We start from the raw sequence: 20,958 nt of genomic DNA, 5'->3' as shown, positions 1-20,958 counted from the left end.
AGCGTTTTTTTCGTGTAGCGAAGCTTCAAGGCGTGTTCATTTGTAAATGCCTGCGCTTAACCCATTCTTTTTTCTGGAAATCCAAAAGCCTTGATACGCCTGCTGAAGTTTTTCTGGTGGTCCTTTGTCGCTATCGTCTGCGGGCTACTGCTCGGTTTGAGCGGCGCCTTCCTTTACCTGTCGCCGAACCTGCCTTCGGTCGACGCGCTGCGCAATATTCAGCTGCAAATCCCGCTGCGCGTGTTCAGCAGCGATGGCAAGCTGATTGCGGAGTTCGGTGAAATGCGCCGTTCTCCCATCCGTTTCGCCGATATTCCGCCTAATTTCATTCATGCGCTGCTGTCCGCCGAAGACGACAACTTCGCCAACCACTATGGCGTGGACCCCAGCAGCCTGATGCGCGCCGCCAGCCAGCTGGTCAAGAGCGGTCACATTCAGTCCGGCGGCTCGACCATCACAATGCAGGTCGCCAAGAACTACTTCCTGACCAGCGAGCGCAGCTTCTCACGGAAAACCACCGAGATTCTTCTGGCCTTGCAAATCGAGCGCCAACTTACCAAAGACGAGATTCTCGAGCTCTACGTCAACAAGATCTACCTGGGCAACAGGGCTTATGGTATCGAGGCCGCAGCACAGGTTTATTACGGTAAATCCATCCGCGACCTGAGCGTTGCGCAGATGGCGATGATTGCGGGCCTGCCCAAAGCACCGTCACGATTCAACCCACTGGCCAACCCGGTGCGCGCCAAAGAGCGTCGTGACTGGATTCTGGGCCGCATGTTCAAGCTAGGCAAGATCGACCAGAACACCTACCAGACCGCATTGGCCGAGCCGATCAACGCCAGCTACCACGTTCAGAGCCCGGAAGTGAACGCGCCGTACATCGCCGAAATGGCCCGTGCCGAAATGGTCGGCCGTTACGGCAGCGAAGCCTACACAGAAGGCTTCCGCGTCACCACTACCGTGCCAAGCAATCTTCAGGAAGACGCCAACAAAGCCGTGCAGGATGGTCTGATCGAATACGACCAGCGCCATGGCTATCGCGGCCCTGAAAGCCGCTTCCCGGGCCTGACCCGCGATGGCTGGGCACAAGAACTGACCAAGCAGCGTCCGATCAGCGGTCTTGAGCCGGCCATCGTCAGCCAGGTCGACAAGAACGGCATACACGTGCTGACGCGCAATGGCGAGAAAGAAGAAACCGTTGCCTGGGACAGCATGAAGTGGGCAAAGGCCTTCCTGAACACCAACAGTGTTGGCCCGAATCCTAAGCAGCCGTCGGATGTCGCCCACGTCGGCGATCTGGTTCGCGTCCAGCGTCAGCCGGACAACTCGCTCAAGTTCAGCCAGATCCCGCTCGCCCAGAGCGCACTGGTGTCGCTGGATCCGCGCAACGGTGCGATACGCGCGCTGGTCGGTGGCTTTGCCTTCGAACAGAGCAACTACAACCGCGCCATGCAGGCCAAGCGTCAGCCGGGTTCCAGCTTCAAGCCGTTCCTTTATTCGGCCGCTCTGGACAACGGCTACACCGCTGCGAGCCTGGTGAACGACGCCCCGATCGTGTTCGTCGACGAAGCCGTCGACAAGGTCTGGCGTCCGAAGAACGACACCGGCACCTTCCTCGGCCCGATTCGTCTGCGGGAAGCGCTGTACAAGTCGCGCAACCTGGTGTCGATCCGCCTGCTGCAGAGCCTGGGCGTCAACACCGCGATCAACTACATCACCCGTTTCGGCTTCAACAAGGCAGACCTGCCGCCTAACCTCTCGCTGGCACTGGGCACCGCGACGCTGACGCCGATGGAAATCGTCAGCGGCTGGAGCACCTTCGCCAACGGCGGTTACAAGATCAGCCCATACCTGATCGACAAGATCGAGGACCGCGAAGGCAAGACGCTGTTCGTCGCCAACCCGCCAACCGTTCCGGCCAGTGATCCAAATCCGAAGGCAGTCAGCGAAGCGGCGATCAGCGATGCCTCGACCTTCGCCGCGCCGGAAACACCCGCACTGACGGCCAATACGGTCCCAAATGCGCTGGACACCAGCGGCGCGCCACCTGCGCCTGCCGTGGCACCGCGTATCGTCGACGGTCGCACGACCTATATCCTCAACAGCATGCTGCAGGATGTGATCAAGCGCGGTACCGGTCGACGTGCGCTGTCGATGAACCGTCCAGACATCGCGGGCAAGACCGGTACGACCAACGATTCGAAGGATGCGTGGTTCTCGGGCTATAACGCCGATTACGTGACCACGGTCTGGACCGGCTTCGATCAGCCCGAAAGCCTCGGTCGCCATGAGTTCGGCGGCACCGTCGCACTGCCCATCTGGATGAGCTACATGAGCGCTGCGCTCAAGGACAAGCCACCGCATGTACAGGCCGAGCCTGACGGCATCCTCAGCCTGCGCATCGACCCGGTCAGCGGCCGCTCGGCCACGCCAAGCACGGCGGGCGCGTTCTTCGAACTGTTCAAGAGCGAAGACACTCCGCCAAGCGTGAACGAGCTGAACGGCGGCCCGGCACCTGGCAGCCCGTTGCCAGCCGATGAGTCAGCGCCGATCGATCTTTTTTAAAAGTAGCTACGAGCACCAAGCTGCAAGCCGCAAGTAAAAGCCGCACCGCACACGCTTTTACTTGCAGCTTGCGACTTACAGCTTGAAGCGGCCCCACAAAAAAACCGGCGCTAAGGCCGGTTTTTTTGTGGGGCAGCGACTGCTTTACCCGTTAAACACGTCATCCACGCCTTTCAGCGGGTAGTGTTTCGGGTACGGCAGGGTCGCTACGCCGCTCTCGATGGCTGCCTTGGCAACCGCGTCGGAGATCAGGCCCAGCAGGCGTGCGTCCATCGGCTTCGGAATGATGTACTCACGACCGAACTCCAGCTTGATGCCGCCGTAGGCGTCGCAGACTTCCTGAGGCACCGGCAGCTTGGCCAGCTCACGCAGGGCGTTGGCTGCAGCGATCTTCATTTCTTCGTTGATGCGCTTGGCGCGAACGTCCAGTGCACCACGGAAGATGAACGGGAAGCCCAGCACGTTGTTGACCTGGTTCGGGTAGTCCGAACGGCCGGTCGCCATGATCACGTCGTCGCGAGTGGCGTGAGCCAGTTCCGGCGAGATTTCCGGATCAGGGTTGGAGCACGCGAACACGATCGGGTTTGCGGCCATGGACTTCAGGCCTTCAGCGCTCAGCAGGTTAGGACCGGACAGACCCACGAACACATCAGCACCATCCAGTGCATCGGCCAGCGTGCGCTTTTCAGTCGCGTGAGCGAACTGCGCTTTGTATTGGTTCAGGTCGGAACGGTCAGCGTGGACCACGCCGTTACGGTCGATCATGAAGATGTTTTCGATCTTCGCGCCCATGCTCACCAGCAATTTCATGCAGGAGATGGCCGCAGCACCGGCACCCAGACAGACAATCTTTGCCTGCTCAAGGGTTTTGCCAGCGATTTCCAGTGCGTTGATCATGCCGGCTGCGGTCACGATCGCGGTGCCGTGCTGGTCATCGTGGAACACAGGAATGTCGCACTGTTCGATCAGCGCCTTTTCGATCTCAAAGCACTCAGGTGCCTTGATGTCTTCCAGGTTGATGCCGCCGAAGGTGATGGAAATGCGCTTGACGGTGTCGATGAAGGCCTGCGGGCTTTCCGAATCGACTTCGATGTCGAACACGTCGATGCCCGCGAAGCGCTTGAACAGTACACCTTTACCTTCCATGACTGGCTTGGAAGCCAGTGGACCAAGGTTGCCCAGGCCGAGGATCGCAGTGCCATCGGAGATGACCGCGACCAGGTTGCCTTTGCCGGTGTATTTGTAAGCGAGTTCAGGGTCGCGTGCGATTTCACGCACCGGCTCAGCGACGCCCGGGCTGTACGCCAGTGACAAATCGCGAGCTGTGGCGGTGGCTTTGGTGAGTTCGACGCTCAGTTTCCCTGGACGAGGATTGGCGTGATAGTCGAGAGCGGCAGTTTTCAAATCTGACATGTGGGCATTCCGCTTTTTTTGCTGTTGGACAGACGGACGACCGAGCATACGCAAGTCACAAAGTCCTAACAAGACTGGCGAGTCAGCTGTGTCAAGAGGTCGCATCTACGACTTTCAGCGAAGAACCGCGAAATACAAGGCTTTCATTGAAAACAATGCGAGATGAATATTGTCTACAAATTTATCCGCCAGTTGTATTCAACATGACCGGATGCGTAATCGGCATCATCCATCGCGCCTGATTTGCTTTCAGTCCGCCGCGGCGGGAGCGATCCACAATCCAGCCACGCGCCTCAATCCGTTGCCCTTTAAGCCGTAACAGCGTCGCACTGTCGAATTGTCTCAACAGGTCCGGCGCAATGCGCAGCACCAGGGCATCTGAGAACTCGATCCAGATCCCGCCCCCGTTGCGCTGCACGTTCGTGACCTGTCCCGACACCACCGCGAACCCGCCCGTCCTGACCTGATCCGGCGACTGCACCGGCGAGTTGCGCCATACGCCGAGTCCCGCCTGACGAGCCGTCTTTTCCGCCGCCTGCTGGCAATCGACCAGCGCGACGTTGGGCGACACTGCGACCAGATAACCAAGTCCTTCAGCCAGCAGTTGCGCTTCCAGATTGGCGCCGTTGCGGCCATAGACATTGGCCAGGGTGCGTCCGTAATGATCGGTGGCCTGTTCACCGACACGCAGACTGACCTGACCGCCGCTGTCATCGACCAAGGTTTGCAGCCGACGCTTGGCCGCTTCGGCGAATGGCTGGGCAGACTGACCTTTTTTGCCAGTTTCTGGCGCATTGAGGCCGATCATGCGCACGCTGCGTCCGTCGCTCAGGCGCAACGTGTCGCCGTCGACCACGCGCTGCACCTGTGCAACGGGCAAGGAATCCGGCGCCGGGCACAGCGCCTGAGCCGCGGAGAGCCAAATCGCAGACACAAAAAAGGCGCCCGCAAGGGACGCCTTTTTGAGCAGCCTGGAGTAGCTCGGGGAGCGATCCAGAATGACCACTCTTACTTCGCTTTGGTTGCGCCGAACGCACCGAAACGCGACTTGAACTTGTCGACGCGGCCGCCAACGTCCAGAGTCTTTTGCTTACCGGTGTAGAACGGGTGGCACTCGTTGCACACGTCCAGGCTCAGCGGCTTGGCCAGGTTCGAACGGGTGTGGATGACGTTGCCGCAGCTGCAGGTCGCAACGACGTCTTCGTAAACTGGATGGATATCAGCTTTCATCGGTATTTCCTCAGGCTAGCGTGCCGCCACCCAACACTATTGTTGAATACCGCACGGAATTAGGCCGCGCATATTAACAGAGCTTGCAAATGACGCAAGGGCACGTTGACGCCGGTCGTCTGCTAAGATCGCGCCCTTGGTCATACTCCGTAACAGGAAATCCCCCGCGTGCCCGACGCCATACTGCGCCTCGCCCTGCCCTCGCCCCTGCGTCGCCTGTTCGATTACCGCGCTCCCGCCGGAGTCGCGCGCAGCGCCCTGCAGCCTGGCATGCGCCTGAGGGTCCCGTTTGGCCGTCGGGAAATGATCGGGATTCTCGTGGAAGTCACCGATCACAGCGAAGTACCCGCTGACAAATTAAAGCCTGCGATCGCCCTGCTGGACCAGGAAGCGCCGCTGCCGCCCTCGCTTTTCAAGCTCTGCCTCTGGACTGCTCAGTACTATCAGCACAGCCTCGGCGACACCTTGAGCTGGGCGCTGCCGGTGTTGCTGCGTCAGGGCGAACCGGCAGAAGCCCGTCAGGAACGTTTCTGGCAGGTTGCAGAAGGCGCGAGCGTGGATGACCCGCGCATTGCCCGCGCGCCCAAACAGAAAGAAGCCCTCAGAACCCTGGCGCAGCATCCTCACGGCGTTGCTCATCAATTGTTGAGCAAACTGATGCTGAACCGGGACAGCCTGAACCTGTTGCTGGCCAAGCAGCTGGTAACGGTTGAAGTGCGCGGCCATGCCCCTGCGGCGCGACACGAGCACTGGCTGGCGCAGCCGGAATTGGCACTGAACACTGAACAGCGCGCGGCCTACGAAGCGATCCGTTCGGGCTTCGGCAGCTTTCACGCCTCGCTGCTGGCCGGGGTGACCGGCAGCGGCAAGACCGAGGTCTACCTGCAACTGATCCGCGAGACGCTGGAGGCCGGGAAACAGGCGCTGGTGCTGATCCCCGAGATCAATCTCGGCCCGCAGACACTCGCCCGTTTCGAACAGCGCTTCAACGCACGCATCGCCCTGCTGCACTCGGCCGTGAACGACCGCGACCGCCTGGATGCGTGGCTGGCGGCGCGTGATGGCGAAGCCGACATCATTATTGGAACTCGTTCCGCGCTGTTCACGCCGATGAAAAATCCCGGCCTGATCATTATCGACGAAGAACACGACGGCTCTTATAAACAGCAAGAAGGCCTTCGGTATCACGCTCGCGACCTGGCGCTGGTGCGCGCGCGGCAGGAAGACATCCCGATTGTGCTGGGCTCGGCCACGCCTTCACTGGAAAGTCTTCACAACGCCTACACCGGCCGTTACGCGCTGCTGCGGCTGAATCAACGTGCCGGTGGCGCACAACAGCCCCGTTTCCTGCGCCTGGACGTGAAAAGCCGGCCGCTGGACAGCGGAATCTCCGGACCGATGCAGCAAGCCATCGGCCAAACATTGGCGGCAGGCCAGCAGGTGCTGGTCTTCCTCAACCGCCGAGGCTTTGCGCCGACATTGCTGTGCCACGACTGTGGCTGGTTGTCGGAGTGCAACCGCTGCGATGCGCGCATGACCGTTCATCAGCGCTCGGGCGAGCTGCGCTGCCACCACTGCGGCCATGTCGAGCGCGTGCCTCGCAATTGCCCGGCCTGCGGAAAAGTCGATCTACGCCCGGTCGGCGCAGGCACCGAGCGCGCCGAAGAGCGGCTGGCGATCCTGTTCCCCGACTATCCGGTGCTGCGCGTCGACCGCGACAGCACCTCGCGCAAGGACGCGATGAATCAGCTGTTCGCGACGATTCAAAAAGGCCAGCCGTGCATTCTGGTCGGCACACAGATGCTTGCCAAAGGGCATCACTTCCCGCGCGTGACGCTGGTGTCGATTCTGGACGCCGACGGCGGTTTGTTCTCTGGCGACTTCCGGGCCAGCGAGCGGATGGCGCAGCTGATCGTGCAGGTGGCGGGCCGGGCCGGGCGCGCGGAGGAGCCGGGCAAGGTGATCATTCAGACGCACCTGGCCGAACATCCCCTGTTGATTCAGCTGACCGAGCAGGGCTATTTCGCCTTCGCCGAACAAGCCTTGAGTGAGCGCCGCGCTGCCGGCTTGCCGCCGTTTTCGCATCTGGCGTTGTTGCGCGCCGAAGCGCACAAGCCGGGTCAGGCTGAGGGATTTCTCGACGAAGCCTGCACGGAAGCGGAGCACCTGTTGAAGGAAATGGCGTTGGGTGGAATTGAACTGTTGGGCCCGGTTCCGGCTCCCATGGAACGCCGTGCCGGTCGATACCGCGCGCAATTGCTGGTCCAGGCCAGCGCCCGCGCGCCGTTGCACAAACTGTTGGCGACCTGGCTGCTGGCCCTTGAAAACATGCCGAGCGGGCGACAGGTCAGGTGGTCGCTGGATGTCGATCCGGTGGATCTTTATTGAGGGTGCAACCGAGCCTGTAGGAGCGTGGCTTGTCCCGCGATAGGCTGCGTAGCAGTCGTCAGCCTGCGCACCTAGGCTCATTCTGACGGACCGCACCCACAGGGTATGCTGCCGCTGCGCGCCAGATCGCGGGACAAGCCACGCTCCTACAGGTGATTGCGGTCGCGACCAAAATCACAACCGCGCATCCATCGCGGTTGGCAAGGTGGCTCCGGCAACGGATAATGCCCAGTTTTTCCACCCGCGCATCGAGCGCTGCCGCGCTTGCGGTCGAAAGAGAGCACCATGAAAGACACCATTCGCCAGCTGATCCAAGAAGCTCTGAGCCAACTCGTCACCGAAGGCGTCTTGCCGGAAGGGCTGACGCCGGCGATTCAGGTGGAAAACGCCAAGGACAAGAAAAACGGCGACTTCGCCAGCAACATCGCCATGATGCTGGCCAAGCCTGCGGGCATGAAACCTCGCGATCTGGCTGAAAAAATCGTTGCCGCGCTGCCCGCCGACGAGCAGATCAGCAAGGTCGATATTGCCGGTCCAGGCTTCCTCAATTTCTTCCAGAACACTCAGGCCCTGGCGTCGCGCCTCGATGCCGCGCTGGCCGACGTCACCTTGTCGGTCCGCAAGAACGGCCCTGCGCAGCGCGTCGTGGTCGATCTGTCGGCGCCGAACCTGGCCAAAGAAATGCACGTCGGTCACCTGCGTTCGACCATCATTGGCGACGGCGTGGCCAGCGTTCTCGAATTCCTTGGCGACACCGTCATCCGCCAGAACCACGTCGGCGACTGGGGCACCCAGTTCGGCATGCTGCTGGCCTACCTTCAGGAAACCCCGGCCACCAGCGACGAGCTGTCGGACCTGGAGAATTTCTACCGCGCCGCCAAGGGTCGCTTCGATGAGTCAGAAGAATTTGCCGAGCGTGCGCGCGGCCTGGTAGTCAAGCTGCAAGCGGGCGACCCTGAGTGCCTAAAGCTGTGGACCCGCTTCAAGGACATCTCGCTGTCGCACTGTCAGCAAGTGTACGAACGGCTGAACGTCAAACTGACGCCGAAGGACGTGATGGGCGAAAGCGCCTACAACGACGACCTGGCCAATGTCGTCGCCGACCTGAAGAAGGCCGGGCTGCTGGTCGAGAGCAACGGCGCCCAGTGCGTGTTCCTCGAAGAATTCAAGACCGCAGAAGGCACACCGCTGCCCGTGATCGTGCAGAAAGCCGGTGGCGGTTATCTGTACGCGACCACTGACCTGGCGGCCGTCCGCTACCGCAGCAACGTCCTGAAAGCCGACCGCGCGCTTTACTTCGTCGATCAACGTCAGGCCCTGCACTTCCAGCAAGTGTTCGAAGTGGCCCGTCGCGCAGGCTTCGTGACCAACGGCATGCAAATGGAGCATATGGGCTTTGGCACCATGAACGGCGCCGATGGCCGTCCGTTCAAGACCCGCGATGGCGGCACCGTCAAGCTGGTCGACCTGCTGGACGAAGCCGAAGAGCGCGCCTACGTGCTGGTGAAAGAGAAAAATCCTGAAGTCGCCGAAGACGAACTGCGCACCATCGCCAAGGCCGTGGGCATCAGCGCCGTCAAATACGCCGACTTGTCGAAGCACCGCGCCAGCGATTACAGCTTCAACTTCGATCAGATGTTGAGCTTCGAAGGCAACACCGCGCCTTACCTGCTGTACGCCTACACCCGTGTGGTCGGTGTGTTCCGTAAGCTGGAAGAGAAAGGCGAGACATTCGACGAAAGCAAAGGCCAGATCATCCTCGACGCACCGCAGGAACAGGACCTGGCGGCGCGCCTGGCGCAGTTCGGCGAAACCGTGAACAACGTCGCCGACAAAGGCACACCGCACGTGCTGTGCGCCTACCTGTACGATCTGGCGGGTCTGTTCTCGAGTTTCTACGAGAACTGCCCGATCCTGAACGCAGAAAACCCCGAGCAACAGCAAAGCCGTCTGCGCCTCGCGCACCTGACCGGTCGCACCCTCAAGCAAGGCCTGCAACTGCTGGGTCTGGAAACTCTGGAGCGTATGTAAGTTGGCAGTCAAAAAGAAACCTGCTCCCAAGCGCGGCGCCAGCCGGTACGAGGCCCCCGCAAAGAAGCCGATTCCGGGATGGCTGTGGCTGGCGATCGGCCTGTCCGTTGGCGCCTTCATCGTTTTCCTGATGAAACTGGAGCCCGGCAGCGGCGACGACATCAAGCGCACCAAGGCTGACGCCAAGGCCGCAAAGATCGCCGAGGCGAACAAGACGCCGCCGAGCCCGACCGCGCCGGTCAAGCCGAAGTACGACTTCTATACCTTGCTGCCTGAGTCGGAAGTCATCGTCCCGAACGAAGCGGTGCCCGAGAAGACACCGCCTCCCGTGGTCGCGCCAACGACGCCGGTCACTCCTGAACAGGCGGCGAAGATAGACACGGCCCGCGCTCAGGCGGCGCTCAGCGGCCTGACGCCTCCTCCGGCGCCACCGGTTAACAAACCAGCCCCTGTAACAACGTTCTTCCTGCAGGCGGGTTCGTTCCGCAAGCAGGCCGATGCTGACAAGGTGCGTGCGCAAATCATTCTGCTGGGCCAGGCCGCGACGGTCGAGTCGGGTACGGTCAAGGATGAAACCTGGTACCGCGTGCTGGTAGGCCCGTTCAGCAACCGCGAACAGCTGACGACCGCACAGAAGCAGTTGGCCGGTGGCGGGTTCAGCAACCTGTTGCTGCAACAGCGTCAAAGCCGATAAAAAGCCTGCGCATTCCAGTGTAGGAGCGCGCTTGCCCGCGAATGCGGTGTGTCATAAACGAATATGCCGTCTGACACGGAGCCTTCGCGGGCAAGCGCGCTCCTACAGTGGGATGCAGCATCCTGCGATTACCCACAGCTGCCATTCATCCCCCAACCCCTCCGGCAGTTGAAATACCCGCCCCCACCCCCATATGAGTTTCCATCAGGGCATTTTCGCCCCGCAGCGTGGAGACTCTCCCCTTGACCACCATCGTTTCAGTGCGCCGCCAAGGCAAAGTCGTTATGGCGGGTGACGGCCAGGTTTCCCTCGGCAACACCGTCATGAAAGGCAACGCCAAAAAAGTCCGCCGTCTTTATCACGGTCAGGTCATCGCCGGTTTCGCAGGGGCCACTGCCGACGCCTTCACCCTGTTCGAACGCTTCGAAGCTCAGCTGGAAAAACACCAGGGCCACCTCGTCCGTGCAGCCGTCGAGCTGGCGAAAGACTGGCGGACCGACCGCTCTCTGAGCCGCCTGGAGGCCATGTTGGCCGTTGCCAACAAAGATGCCTCGCTGATCATCACCGGCAACGGTGACGTCGTAGAGCCCGAGGACGGCTTGATCGCCATGGGTTCCGGCGGTGCTTTCGCCCAGGCCGCCGCGCGCGCCCTACTGTTGAAAACCGAACTGTCGGCGCGTGAAATCGCCGAGACGGCCCTGCACATCGCGGGCGACATCTGCGTATTCACCAACCACCACATCACCATTGAGGAGCAGGACCTCGCTGAATGAGTCCTGCCGCGGGTCGCAATTCATCGCGGCCCGCTGAACTCATCCACGACCGAGGACCGTTGAAAACCATGTCCATGACTCCCCGTGAAATCGTCCACGAACTCAATCGCCATATCATCGGCCAGGACGATGCAAAACGCGCCGTCGCCATCGCGCTGCGCAACCGCTGGCGCCGGATGCAGCTGCCAGAAGAGCTGCGCGTCGAAGTCACCCCGAAAAACATTCTGATGATCGGCCCCACCGGTGTCGGTAAAACCGAGATCGCCCGTCGTCTGGCCAAACTCGCCAACGCGCCGTTCATCAAGGTCGAAGCGACCAAGTTCACCGAAGTCGGTTATGTGGGCCGTGACGTCGAGTCGATCATTCGTGATCTGGCCGACGCCGCCATGAAGCTGCTGCGCGAACAGGAAATGACCAAGGTGCGTCATCGTGCCGAAGACGCTGCCGAAGACCGCATTCTCGACGCCCTGCTGCCACCGGCACGCGTTGGCTTCAACGAGGACGCGTCGTCGAGCAACGATTCCAACACGCGCCAACTGTTCCGCAAGCGCCTGCGTGAAGGCCAGCTGGACGACAAGGAAATCGAAATCGAAGTCGCCGAAATGAGCGGTGTCGATATTTCCGCGCCGCCCGGCATGGAAGAGATGACCAATCAGCTGCAAAGCCTGTTCGCCAACATGGGCAAGGGCAAGAAAAAGAGCCGCAAGCTGAAGGTCAAGGACGCACTGAAGATGGTCCGCGACGAAGAAGCGAGCCGTCTGGTCAATGACGAAGAGCTCAAGGGCAAGGCGCTGGAAGCCGTTGAACAGCACGGAATCGTGTTCATCGACGAGATCGACAAGGTCGCCAAGCGCGGCAACGTCGGTGGTGCCGATGTGTCTCGCGAAGGTGTACAGCGCGACCTGCTGCCACTGATCGAAGGCTGCACCGTCAACACCAAGCTGGGCATGGTCAAGACCGACCACATCCTGTTCATCGCTTCCGGCGCGTTCCACTTGAGCAAGCCGAGCGATCTGGTGCCTGAGCTGCAAGGTCGTCTGCCAATCCGTGTGGAACTCAAAGCGCTCAGCCCACAGGATTTCGAACGCATCCTGAGCGAGCCACACGCCTCCCTGACCGAGCAATATCGCGAACTGCTGAAAACCGAGGGCCTGAACATCGAGTTCATGCCTGAAGGCATCAAGCGTCTGGCGGAAATCGCCTGGCAGGTCAACGAGAAGACCGAAAACATCGGCGCCCGTCGTCTGCACACTTTGCTGGAACGTCTGCTGGAAGAAGTCTCTTTCAGCGCGGGCGACCTGGCGACTTCGCAGGACGCCGGAACGATCCAGATCGACGCCGACTACGTCAACAGCCATCTGGGCGAGCTGGCGGAAGACGAAGACTTGTCGCGCTATATTCTTTAACCGCATCCACCATGAGGTCTGTCCAGCCGCTACTATTCGGGCTGGACGCAGATCTCCTGTAGGAGCCGGTTTGCTGGCGAATGCAGCAGATCAGTCGCCGCGATGTCGACTGTGCTATGGCATTCGCCAGCAAGCCGGCTCCTACAATGTTCTGTGCAAGGCGCGAATTCCATGCCTCGAATCCCCACCGCGATCCAGCTTCACAAAGCCTCGAAAATCCTCAGCCTGAAATACGGCCCGGATGAGGAATACCGTTTGCCTGCCGAATTTCTGCGAGTGCATTCGCCTTCCGCCGAGGTCCAGGGGCATGGCAATCCGATTCTGCAATTCGGCAAGTTGGGTGTCGGCCTGAGCAAGATAGAACCGGCCGGTCAGTACGCACTAAAACTGACCTTCGACGACGGTCATGACAGCGGACTGTTCACCTGGGAGTACCTCGAGCAACTGGCGCAACGCCAGACGCAGCTGTGGGACGACTATCTGGCCGAGCTCAAAGCAGCAGGCAAATCCCGCGACCCTTCCGAGCAAGTCATTCGACTGATGCTTTAAGCCAGTGCTCTAGCCCGGGCGCTGGACGACCGACTGGCGTTTTAGGACGCACTTTCTAATTCCATTTGCTTCAATGTTCCGCGCAGCGGTCAATGACTGGCCCTGCTTGCGATTTTTTGAAATCTCGCGTAACCAATGATTCTGGCGAGCCATCTGCATTGGAGTAGTTGCAGAAGCCTGTCGGTGTTGTTCGTAGCGGTCGCCTGAAGCACCCCCAAAAACTCGGTGCCTGGCGTAAGCGTTCACACCTGTTGTGTTAATCATCGGTCACCCGAGAGCAGTACTGGCGTTTGCCCGTGGCGTGTTTTCACAGGGATGCCAGTGCTCGTCTCAGGACAATGGAGCGTCGTAGATGAGTAACAAGAGTAATGATGATCTGCCGCGTCAAGCCTCTGAACACACCTTGGGGTTGAACCCTGTTGTAGGCCTGAGGCGCAAGGATTTGCTCACCACGGCACGCATGGTATTGACTCAGGCCATCAGGCAACCCTTCCACAGCGCCAAGCACGTGGCCCACTTTGGGCTCGAACTCAAGAACGTCCTGCTCGGCAGGTCCACGCTGACGCCCGACAGCGACGACCGTCGCTTTGTCGATCCGGCCTGGAGCCAGAACCCGCTCTACCGCCGCTACCTGCAAACTTACCTCGCCTGGCGCAAGGAGCTGCACGACTGGATCGACGACAGCAGCCTGTCCGATCAGGACATCAGCCGGGGTCACTTCGTGATTACGCTGATGACCGAAGCGATGTCGCCCACCAATGGCGCGGCCAACCCGGCAGCGGTCAAACGCTTTTTCGAAACCGGCGGCAAAAGCATTCTCGACGGCTTGTCACATCTGGCCAAAGACCTGGTGAACAACGGCGGCATGCCGAGCCAGGTCAACATGGACGCGTTCGAAGTCGGCAAGAATCTGGGGACCACCGAAGGCGTGGTGGTGTTTCGCAACGACGTGCTGGAGCTGATCCAGTACAAGCCGATCACCGAGCAGGTGTTTGAACGACCACTGTTGGTGGTGCCACCGCAGATCAACAAATTCTACGTTTTCGACTTGAGCCCGGACAAAAGCCTGGCCCGCTTCTGCCTGCGCAACAACGTGCAGACGTTCATCATCAGTTGGCGCAACCCGACCAAGGCGCAACGTGAATGGGGCCTGTCGACCTACATCGACGCTGTGAAAGAAGCCGTAGACGTGGTCTGCAAGATCACCGGCAGCAAGGACGTGAACATGCTGGGCGCGTGTTCCGGCGGCATCACCTGCACCGCATTGCTGGGCCATTACGCAGCCCTCGGCGAGCAGAAAGTCAACGCGCTGACCCTGCTGGTAAGCGTGCTCGACACCACGCTGGACACACAGGTGGCGCTGTTCGTCGACGAGCAGACGCTGGAGTCGGCCAAGCGCCACTCTTATCAGGCAGGCGTGCTGGAGGGCAAAGATATGGCGAAGGTGTTCGCCTGGATGCGCCCCAACGACCTGATCTGGAATTATTGGGTGAACAACTACCTGCTGGGCAACGAGCCGCCCGTGTTCGACATCCTGTTCTGGAACAACGACACCACCCGTCTGCCCGCCGCGTTTCATGGTGACTTGATCGAGATGTTCAAGAACAATCCGCTGGTTCGCCCCAACGCGCTGGAAGTGTGCGGTACGCCGATCGACTTGAAGCAGGTCAAAAGTGACATCTTCTGTCTGGCGGGCACCAACGACCACATCACACCGTGGGTGTCGTGCTACAAGTCGGCCAGACTGTTTGGCGGCAAGACCGAGTTCGTGCTGTCCAACAGTGGGCATATCCAGAGCATCCTGAACCCGCCGGGCAACCCGAAGGCGCGGTTCATGACCAACCCGGAGATGCCGGACGACGCCAACCGCTGGCAGGAAGACGCAACCAAGCACACGGATTCCTGGTGGCTGCACTGGCAGGCCTGGCAGGCAGAGCGCTCCGGCAAACTGAAAAAATCCCCCGCTACACTGGGTAACAAGGCGTACCCGGCGGGCGAGGCTTCGCCAGGGACGTATGTTCACGAGAGATAAATTCAAAGCGGCGATGCGCTTTTGATTCTGCCCGAAGGGCGTAGTAGCGCGCTTGCCCGCGATTACGGTGTGTCAGGCACAGTTGTGGTGTCAGACCATAAGCAATCGCGGGCAAGCGCGCTCCTACAGGGGCATGCGTTGTAAATGGAACGGCAAGCATCGAACACACAGGAACCGCCGAGGCGGTTTCAGGACCGGAAAACGCGCAGGACTGCATTACCGGCGTTTAACCCACAGGGCTTCGCGCATGCCGCAACCGTTTGTATTTCGCACCATCGATCTGGATGGCCACAACATCCGCACTGCGGTGCGCCCCGGCAAGAGTCATCTCACGCCGCTACTGATTTTCAACGGCATCGGCGCCAACCTGGAGCTGGTGTTTCCCTTCGTCGACGCGCTGGACCCGGACCTTGAGGTGATCGCCTTCGACGTGCCCGGCGTAGGCGGCTCATCGACGCCCAGCCGCCCCTACCGTTTTCCCGGCCTGGCCAAACTCGCGGCGCGGATGCTCGATTATCTGAACTATGGCCAGGTCAACGCGATTGGCGTGTCATGGGGCGGCGCGCTGGCTCAGCAGTTCGCTCACGACTATCCCGAGCGCTGCAAGAAGCTGGTGCTCGCCGCAACCGCGGCAGGTGCCGTGATGGTGCCAGGCAAGCCGAAAGTGCTGTGGCTGATGGCGAGCCCGCGCCGCTACATCCAGCCGTCCCACGTGATTCGCATCGCCCCGGAAATCTACGGAGGAGCGTTCCGTCGCGACCCGCATCTGGCCGCCAATCATGCGGCCAAGGTCCGCTCGTCCGGGAAGTTGGGTTACTACTGGCAGCTCTTCGCCGGCATGGGTTGGACCAGCATCCACTGGCTGCACAAAATTCGACAGCCGACGCTGGTGCTAGCCGGTGATGACGATCCGCTGATTCCGCTGATCAATATGCGACTACTGGCTTGGCGGATACCCAATGCCCAGCTACACATAATCGACGACGGTCATTTGTTTTTGATTACCCGGGCCGAGGCGGTCGCGCCGATCATCATGAAGTTTCTTCAGCAGGAACGGCAACGCGCCGTCATGCATCCTCAACCCGCACCCGTCGTGCGACAGCCCTGAAGGATTTGCCTGGCGTAGCAAGCGCTCGTGCTTCAAAAACATAAATCGCTTCATTGACTGCACTGTCAGCGGGATTGCCAAGGTGCAGGGTGGCGCGGGCAACGGATCATGTCGTTGCCTGCGCAGGTGTATGTGCTGATGGTCTGACGAAGGAGTGTTGATCCATGCGAGACAAACCGGCGAAGAGTGCTTATACAACGCCTGCGACCTACATCAACGCGCAAAGTGCGATCACCGGTCTGCGCGGCAGGGACCTGTTTTCAACCTTGCGCAACGTGGCGCTGCAAGGCCTGAAACACCCGGTTTACACAGCGCGTCATGCGCTTGCGCTCGGTGGGCAACTTGGCCGCGTGATGCTGGGCGACACGCCGCACCAGCCGCACCCCAACGACACACGCTTCAGCGATCCGACCTGGAGCCACAACCCGCTCTACCGCCGCGGCCTGCAGGCCTATTTGAGTTGGCAGCACCAAGTGCGTCACTGGATCGATGACAGCGGCCTGTCGGAAGACGATCGCTCTCGCGCGCAGTTCATCTTTGCCTTGCTCAACGATGCGCTGGCGCCGACCAACAGCCTGCTCAATCCTCTGGCGGTCAAAGAGCTGTTTAATTCAGGCGGCACCAGTGTGGTGAAAGGCCTGAGCCACATGCTCGACGACTTCTTGCACAACAATGGCCTGCCCAGCCAGACCACGAAGGACGCCTTCGAGATCGGCCGCACGCTGGCGGTAACGCCCGGCGCCGTGGTATTTCGCAACGAGCTGCTGGAGTTGATCCAGTACAAGCCCATGAGCGAAAAACAGTACGCGCGCCCGCTGCTGATCGTGCCGCCGCAAATCAACAAGTACTACATCTTCGACCTGAGCCCGACCAACAGCTTCGTCCAGTACGCGCTGAAAAACGGCTTGCAGACCTTCATCATCAGTTGGCGCAACCCGGATGTGCGACATCGTGAATGGGGTCTGTCCAGTTACGTCGAAGCCGCCGAAGAAGCGATGAACGTGTGCCGTGCCATCACCGGTTCACCCCAGGTCAACCTCATGGGCGCCTGTGCGGGCGGTCTGACCATCGCGGCGCTGCAGGGTCATTTGCAAGCCAAGCGGCAGATGCGCCGGGTGTCGAGTGCGAGTTATCTGGTAAGTCTGCTGGACAGCCAGATCGAGAGCCCGGCCACGCTGTTCATTGATGAACAAACACTGGAAGCAGCCAAGCGTCGCTCCTATCAGCGCGGCGTTCTGGACGGGCGTGACATGGCCAAGGTGTTCGCCTGGATGCGCCCCAACGATCTGATCTGGTCCTACTGGGTCAACAATTACTTGCTGGGCAAGGCGCCGCCGCCTTTCGACATTCTCTACTGGAACAACGACAGCACGCGTCTGCCGGCTGCGCTGCACGGCGACCTGCTGGACTTCTTCAAACACAACCCGCTGACGCATCCTGGCGGCCTTGAAGTCTGCGGGACGCCGATCGACCTGCAGAAGGTCACGGTGGACAGCTTTAGCGTCGCAGGCATCAACGATCACATTACGCCATGGGACGTGGTCTATCGCTCGACGTTGCTGCTGGGTGGCGAGCGCCGTTTTGTGCTTTCCAACAGCGGGCACGTCCAGAGCATTCTCAACCCGCCAGGCAACTCAAAGGCGAATTTCGTCGAGAACGGCAAACTGAGCAGCGACCCACGCGCGTGGTATTTCGACGCCAAGCGCAACGAAGGCAGTTGGTGGCCAAACTGGTTGAGCTGGATTCAGGAGCGCTCCGGAGCGCAGCGCGAAACCCTGACGGCGCTGGGCAACCAGAATTACCCACCGATGGAGGCTGCGCCGGGGACGTATGTGCGCGTCCGCTAACGACGCTTTACCTGTAGGAGCGCGCTTGCCCGCGATTGGGGGGTGTCAGGCGCCAACGATATGCCTGAACTGACGCAATCCCGGGCAAGCGCGCTCCTACAGTTCATCGCTGCGCACAACAAATCAGCTTATGCACCGAACTAAGAAGACTGGATGAAGACCCGCGACCGCATACTCGAATGCGCCCTGCTGCTGTTCAATCGACAGGGCGAACCCAACGTTTCAACTCTGGAAATCGCCAACGAGCTGGAGATCAGCCCGGGCAACCTCTACTACCACTTTCACGGCAAGGAGCCGTTGGTGATGGAGCTGTTCGAGCGCTTTCAGCACGAGCTGGCACCGCTGCTCGACCCACCCGCCGACGCACGTCTGGACGCCGAGGATTACTGGCTGTTCCTGCACCTGATCGTCGAGCGCCTCTCGCACTATCGCTTTCTGTTTCAGGACCTGTCGAACCTCGCCAGCCGCCTGCCCAAACTCGCTCGCGGCATCCGGAATCTGCTCAACTCGATCAAACGCACCCTCGCCTCGTTACTGGCTCGCCTCAAAACCGAAGGCCAGGTCACCAGCGACACGCAGGCGTTGGGGCAATTGGTGGAACAGATCACCATGACGCTGCTGTTTTCGCTGGATTACCAGCGCATTCTGGATCGCGAAGGTGAAACGCGCGTGGTGGTTTACCAGATCATGATGCTCGTCGCGCCGCACCTGAAACCCGGCGCACGGCACGCCGCCGAGCAGTTGGCGCGGCATTATCTGGAGGATTGAACCACGTTGGGTTTGGCGACCCCCTGTAGGAGCGCGCTTGCCCGCGATTGCAATGTGTCAGGCATTGATTGATTGCCTGACACACCGCAATCGCGGGCAAGCGCGCTCCTACACAGGCAAGAGGTCACCTACAAAAAAACCCGACCTGCTTTCACAGATCGGGTTTCGGTGTGGCCAGCCGGGAATCAGGACTGGCTGGACGGTGTCGACGCCGTGGAGGCTGGCGACGGTGTAGCGGCAGGGGCCGACGGTGCTGACGCGGTGGGTGCAGCGCTGGCAGCGGGAGCCGGGGTAGAAGCTGCGGCCGGTTTGGCGGCTGCGGCGGGCTTTTTGGCTGCTGCAGGCTTTTTCGCGGCGGCTGGTTTTGCCGCTGGTTTGGCAGCCGGTTTCGCCGCTGCTGCTGGTTTCGCCGCTGGCTTGGCAGCCGGTTTCGCGGCGGCCTTTGGTGCAGGCTTGGCGGCGACCGTTTTCGTCTTGGCGGCGGTGGAAGCCGCTGCCTTCGACGCTGCCGCTACCGGTTTGGCTGCGGCCTTGGCCACTGCTGGTTTGGCCGCTGCGGTTTTCTTCGCAACGGTGCTGGCCGCTTTGGCGACAGGCTTGGCAGCTGCTTTGGCCAGGGGCTTGGCGGTGGTTTTGGCCGCTGGCTTGGCTGCAGGTTTTGCCGCTGCGGTTGTCGAGATAGGCGTGACCGATGCACCGGTCAGTTTCTCGATTTGCTTGGTCAACAGATCAACCTTGCTGTGCAGGGCTTTGACTTCGTTGCGGCTCGGAACACCCAGGCGAGAAATCGCGCTGTTCAGGCGCTTGTCGAACGCCCCTTCCAGTTCGCCCCATTTGCCCAGTGCCAGGTCTTTCACGTCGCCGACGCGGGACTTGGTGGAAGCCTTGGCGGTGTCGACAGTCTTGCCAACGGTCGCTTTGGTTTCCTTCTCGGCTTTTTCGCCGTCTTTCACCAACGTTTCGAAAAGCTTACTGCCGTCATTGCTGATCTTCGAGTAAGCGCCTAAACCAGCCAGCCAGATTTGACGGGAGTATTTTTCAACCTCGCCAATCCAGGAGCTGCCTTCTTTTTCAGATTTCTTCTTGCCAGCCATCCTGCTCTCCTTATTGTTTACGCGCGACACGTTCGAGCAATGCCGTCAGCTCATCGAGCTTAGCAGAGAGTGTCTCAACATCATGTTTAGACGGAATGCCAATGCGATTCAAGGCGCTGGCTACACGGCGGTCGAATGCGCTTTCGATTTTGTCGAGCTGCACTTCGACACGACCTTTGGCCTTGGTGATTTCGCCCTTGATCTCGCCCTTGGCCGAATCGATTTCACTGTTGGCCGCCTCGACTTTTTCATCGATGACTTTCTTGGCCTTTTTCTCGGTCTGCTCGCCCGTCTTGATCAGCTCTTTGACGTACTCGGCGCCTTCCTGCCCAGCCTTGACATAAGCGCCCAGGCCCGCGAGCCAGATCTTGCGCGCATAAAGACGAACCTCGGAAACGGCCTTCGTTTCTTCGGCTTCGATTTTCTTCTTCAAGGTAACTTTGACCATGTCGCACCTCACGCTCGAAAGGGATAGGAGGAACCGCCCGCTGGAAGTCGGGGCATGGGCACAAAGTAGAGAGAAAAATTAGAAAGCTCACCCTAGGTTGGGATCGCTGCATAGAAGATGACTGTAGGAGCGCGCTTGCCCGCGATGAATAATACGCGGTGTGTCTGAACGACCGCGTCGCTAGCATCGCGGGCAAGCGCGCTCCTACAAGAAGAGGCAGGCCTCAGGCCGTCAGCGCTTTGTCCAGCTGCCGCTCGATCTCCGACTGAATCGTGCTGCTCATGGCTGAGAGGAAGAAATTGAGTTCAATGTTGACGCGCACCAGCGCCTCTTCGACTTCAACGGTGCCTTTTGCGCCCTTGCCTTCCAGCGACACCGTGTCGCCATTCCAGGTGTGCTCGATGCCATATTTGTCGCCCAGCTTTTCAGCGAGCAGCTCGGCCTTCTCGCGGGCCTTGTCCTTACCCAGCGCATGCGGGCGTTCTACGGTAATTCGCGCCATTGGCGGGCTCCTTCATCGAGGTAAATCGTCGGCGCACTATACCAGCGGCGCCCAACGAAGAAACTGTTCACGGTAAGCCTTGTCAAGACAAAGCCAGCCCCGACGAT

At 60.3% G+C, this 20,958-nt stretch carries 17 protein-coding genes; 11 read left to right on the top strand and 6 right to left on the bottom strand.

Translation table 11 applies throughout. The annotated features are described in order from the left end of the window. The first annotated feature begins 93 nt into the window (after positions 1–93). Entirely contained in the window at positions 94–2,568 is a 2,475-nt protein-coding gene (locus ABDX87_RS15995; RefSeq protein ID WP_431061260.1) for a penicillin-binding protein 1A, read from the top strand. 144 nt (positions 2,569–2,712) lie between these two features. Here ABDX87_RS15995 and ABDX87_RS15990 read toward each other — a convergent pair whose 3' ends face one another. The 3 genes from ABDX87_RS15990 to rpmE form a co-directional block, all read right to left on the bottom strand. After that, complete coding sequence (locus tag ABDX87_RS15990; protein ID WP_346828758.1) at positions 2,713–3,981, bottom strand: malic enzyme-like NAD(P)-binding protein; 1,269 nt, start codon at positions 3,979–3,981, stop codon at positions 2,713–2,715. A 181-nt stretch (positions 3,982–4,162) separates the two neighbouring features. Then, positions 4,163–4,987 (bottom strand): thermonuclease family protein, encoded by an 825-nt coding sequence (locus ABDX87_RS15985; protein WP_431061154.1) that lies wholly within the window; start codon positions 4,985–4,987, stop codon positions 4,163–4,165. Positions 4,988–4,989: 2 nt separating this feature from the next. Then, positions 4,990–5,211 carry a 50S ribosomal protein L31 gene (gene rpmE / locus ABDX87_RS15980; protein ID WP_062379238.1) on the bottom strand — a complete coding sequence of 74 codons (222 nt, stop codon included), beginning with the start codon at positions 5,209–5,211 and terminating at the stop codon, positions 4,990–4,992. A 168-nt stretch (positions 5,212–5,379) separates the two neighbouring features. On the opposite strand from rpmE, the gene ABDX87_RS15975 reads away from it, so the two are divergent. The 10 genes from ABDX87_RS15975 to ABDX87_RS15930 all read left to right on the top strand — a co-directional run bounded on the left by ABDX87_RS15975 (position 5,380) and on the right by ABDX87_RS15930 (position 18,807). Then, the gene (locus ABDX87_RS15975; protein ID WP_346828757.1) at positions 5,380–7,599 is read left to right on the top strand and encodes a primosomal protein N'; all 2,220 of its coding nucleotides are present in this window, start codon (positions 5,380–5,382) and stop codon (positions 7,597–7,599) included. Between the two features lie 285 nt (positions 7,600–7,884). Continuing rightward, positions 7,885–9,630 (top strand): arginine--tRNA ligase, encoded by a 1,746-nt coding sequence (argS, locus tag ABDX87_RS15970; RefSeq protein WP_346828756.1) that lies wholly within the window; start codon positions 7,885–7,887, stop codon positions 9,628–9,630. Position 9,631: 1 nt separating this feature from the next. Then, the gene (locus ABDX87_RS15965; RefSeq protein WP_346828755.1) at positions 9,632–10,324 is read left to right on the top strand and encodes an SPOR domain-containing protein; all 693 of its coding nucleotides are present in this window, start codon (positions 9,632–9,634) and stop codon (positions 10,322–10,324) included. A 242-nt stretch (positions 10,325–10,566) separates the two neighbouring features. Then, entirely contained in the window at positions 10,567–11,097 is a 531-nt protein-coding gene (hslV, locus tag ABDX87_RS15960) for an ATP-dependent protease subunit HslV (RefSeq protein WP_074751539.1), read from the top strand. Between the two features lie 68 nt (positions 11,098–11,165). Beyond that, positions 11,166–12,503: an HslU--HslV peptidase ATPase subunit gene (hslU, locus tag ABDX87_RS15955; protein ID WP_346828754.1), complete on the top strand. Its 1,338-nt coding sequence runs from the start codon at positions 11,166–11,168 to the stop codon at positions 12,501–12,503. 171 nt (positions 12,504–12,674) lie between these two features. Beyond that, on the top strand, positions 12,675–13,052 hold the full coding sequence (locus ABDX87_RS15950) for a DUF971 domain-containing protein (protein ID WP_346828753.1): 378 nt from the start codon (positions 12,675–12,677) through the stop codon (positions 13,050–13,052). Between the two features lie 352 nt (positions 13,053–13,404). Then, positions 13,405–15,084, top strand: a complete 1,680-nt coding sequence (gene phaC, locus ABDX87_RS15945; protein ID WP_346828752.1) for a class II poly(R)-hydroxyalkanoic acid synthase — start codon at positions 13,405–13,407, stop codon at positions 15,082–15,084. A 247-nt stretch (positions 15,085–15,331) separates the two neighbouring features. Continuing rightward, the gene (gene phaZ, locus ABDX87_RS15940) at positions 15,332–16,192 is read left to right on the top strand and encodes a poly(3-hydroxyalkanoate) depolymerase (RefSeq protein WP_346828751.1); all 861 of its coding nucleotides are present in this window, start codon (positions 15,332–15,334) and stop codon (positions 16,190–16,192) included. A 164-nt stretch (positions 16,193–16,356) separates the two neighbouring features. After that, positions 16,357–18,039 (top strand): class II poly(R)-hydroxyalkanoic acid synthase, encoded by a 1,683-nt coding sequence (phaC, locus tag ABDX87_RS15935; protein WP_346828750.1) that lies wholly within the window; start codon positions 16,357–16,359, stop codon positions 18,037–18,039. A 153-nt stretch (positions 18,040–18,192) separates the two neighbouring features. Further along, complete coding sequence (locus tag ABDX87_RS15930; RefSeq protein WP_346828749.1) at positions 18,193–18,807, top strand: TetR/AcrR family transcriptional regulator; 615 nt, start codon at positions 18,193–18,195, stop codon at positions 18,805–18,807. A gap of 185 nt (positions 18,808–18,992) precedes the next feature. Here ABDX87_RS15930 and ABDX87_RS15925 read toward each other — a convergent pair whose 3' ends face one another. The 3 genes from ABDX87_RS15925 to ABDX87_RS15915 form a co-directional block, all read right to left on the bottom strand. Continuing rightward, entirely contained in the window at positions 18,993–19,901 is a 909-nt protein-coding gene (locus ABDX87_RS15925; RefSeq protein ID WP_346828748.1) for a phasin family protein, read from the bottom strand. A 10-nt stretch (positions 19,902–19,911) separates the two neighbouring features. Next, on the bottom strand, positions 19,912–20,349 hold the full coding sequence (locus ABDX87_RS15920; RefSeq protein WP_346828747.1) for a phasin family protein: 438 nt from the start codon (positions 20,347–20,349) through the stop codon (positions 19,912–19,914). Between the two features lie 223 nt (positions 20,350–20,572). Further along, positions 20,573–20,851, bottom strand: coding sequence for a polyhydroxyalkanoic acid system family protein (locus ABDX87_RS15915; protein ID WP_346828746.1), 279 nt, complete (start codon positions 20,849–20,851; stop codon positions 20,573–20,575). Positions 20,852–20,958 lie beyond the last annotated feature (107 nt).

It is taken from the genome of Pseudomonas abietaniphila (assembly GCF_039697315.1).
In the GTDB taxonomy this organism is placed as follows: Bacteria; Pseudomonadota; Gammaproteobacteria; order Pseudomonadales; family Pseudomonadaceae; genus Aquipseudomonas; species Aquipseudomonas abietaniphila_B.
The sequence above is the reverse complement of the archived record's forward strand: the minus strand, read 5'-3'. Positions and strand labels throughout refer to the sequence as shown.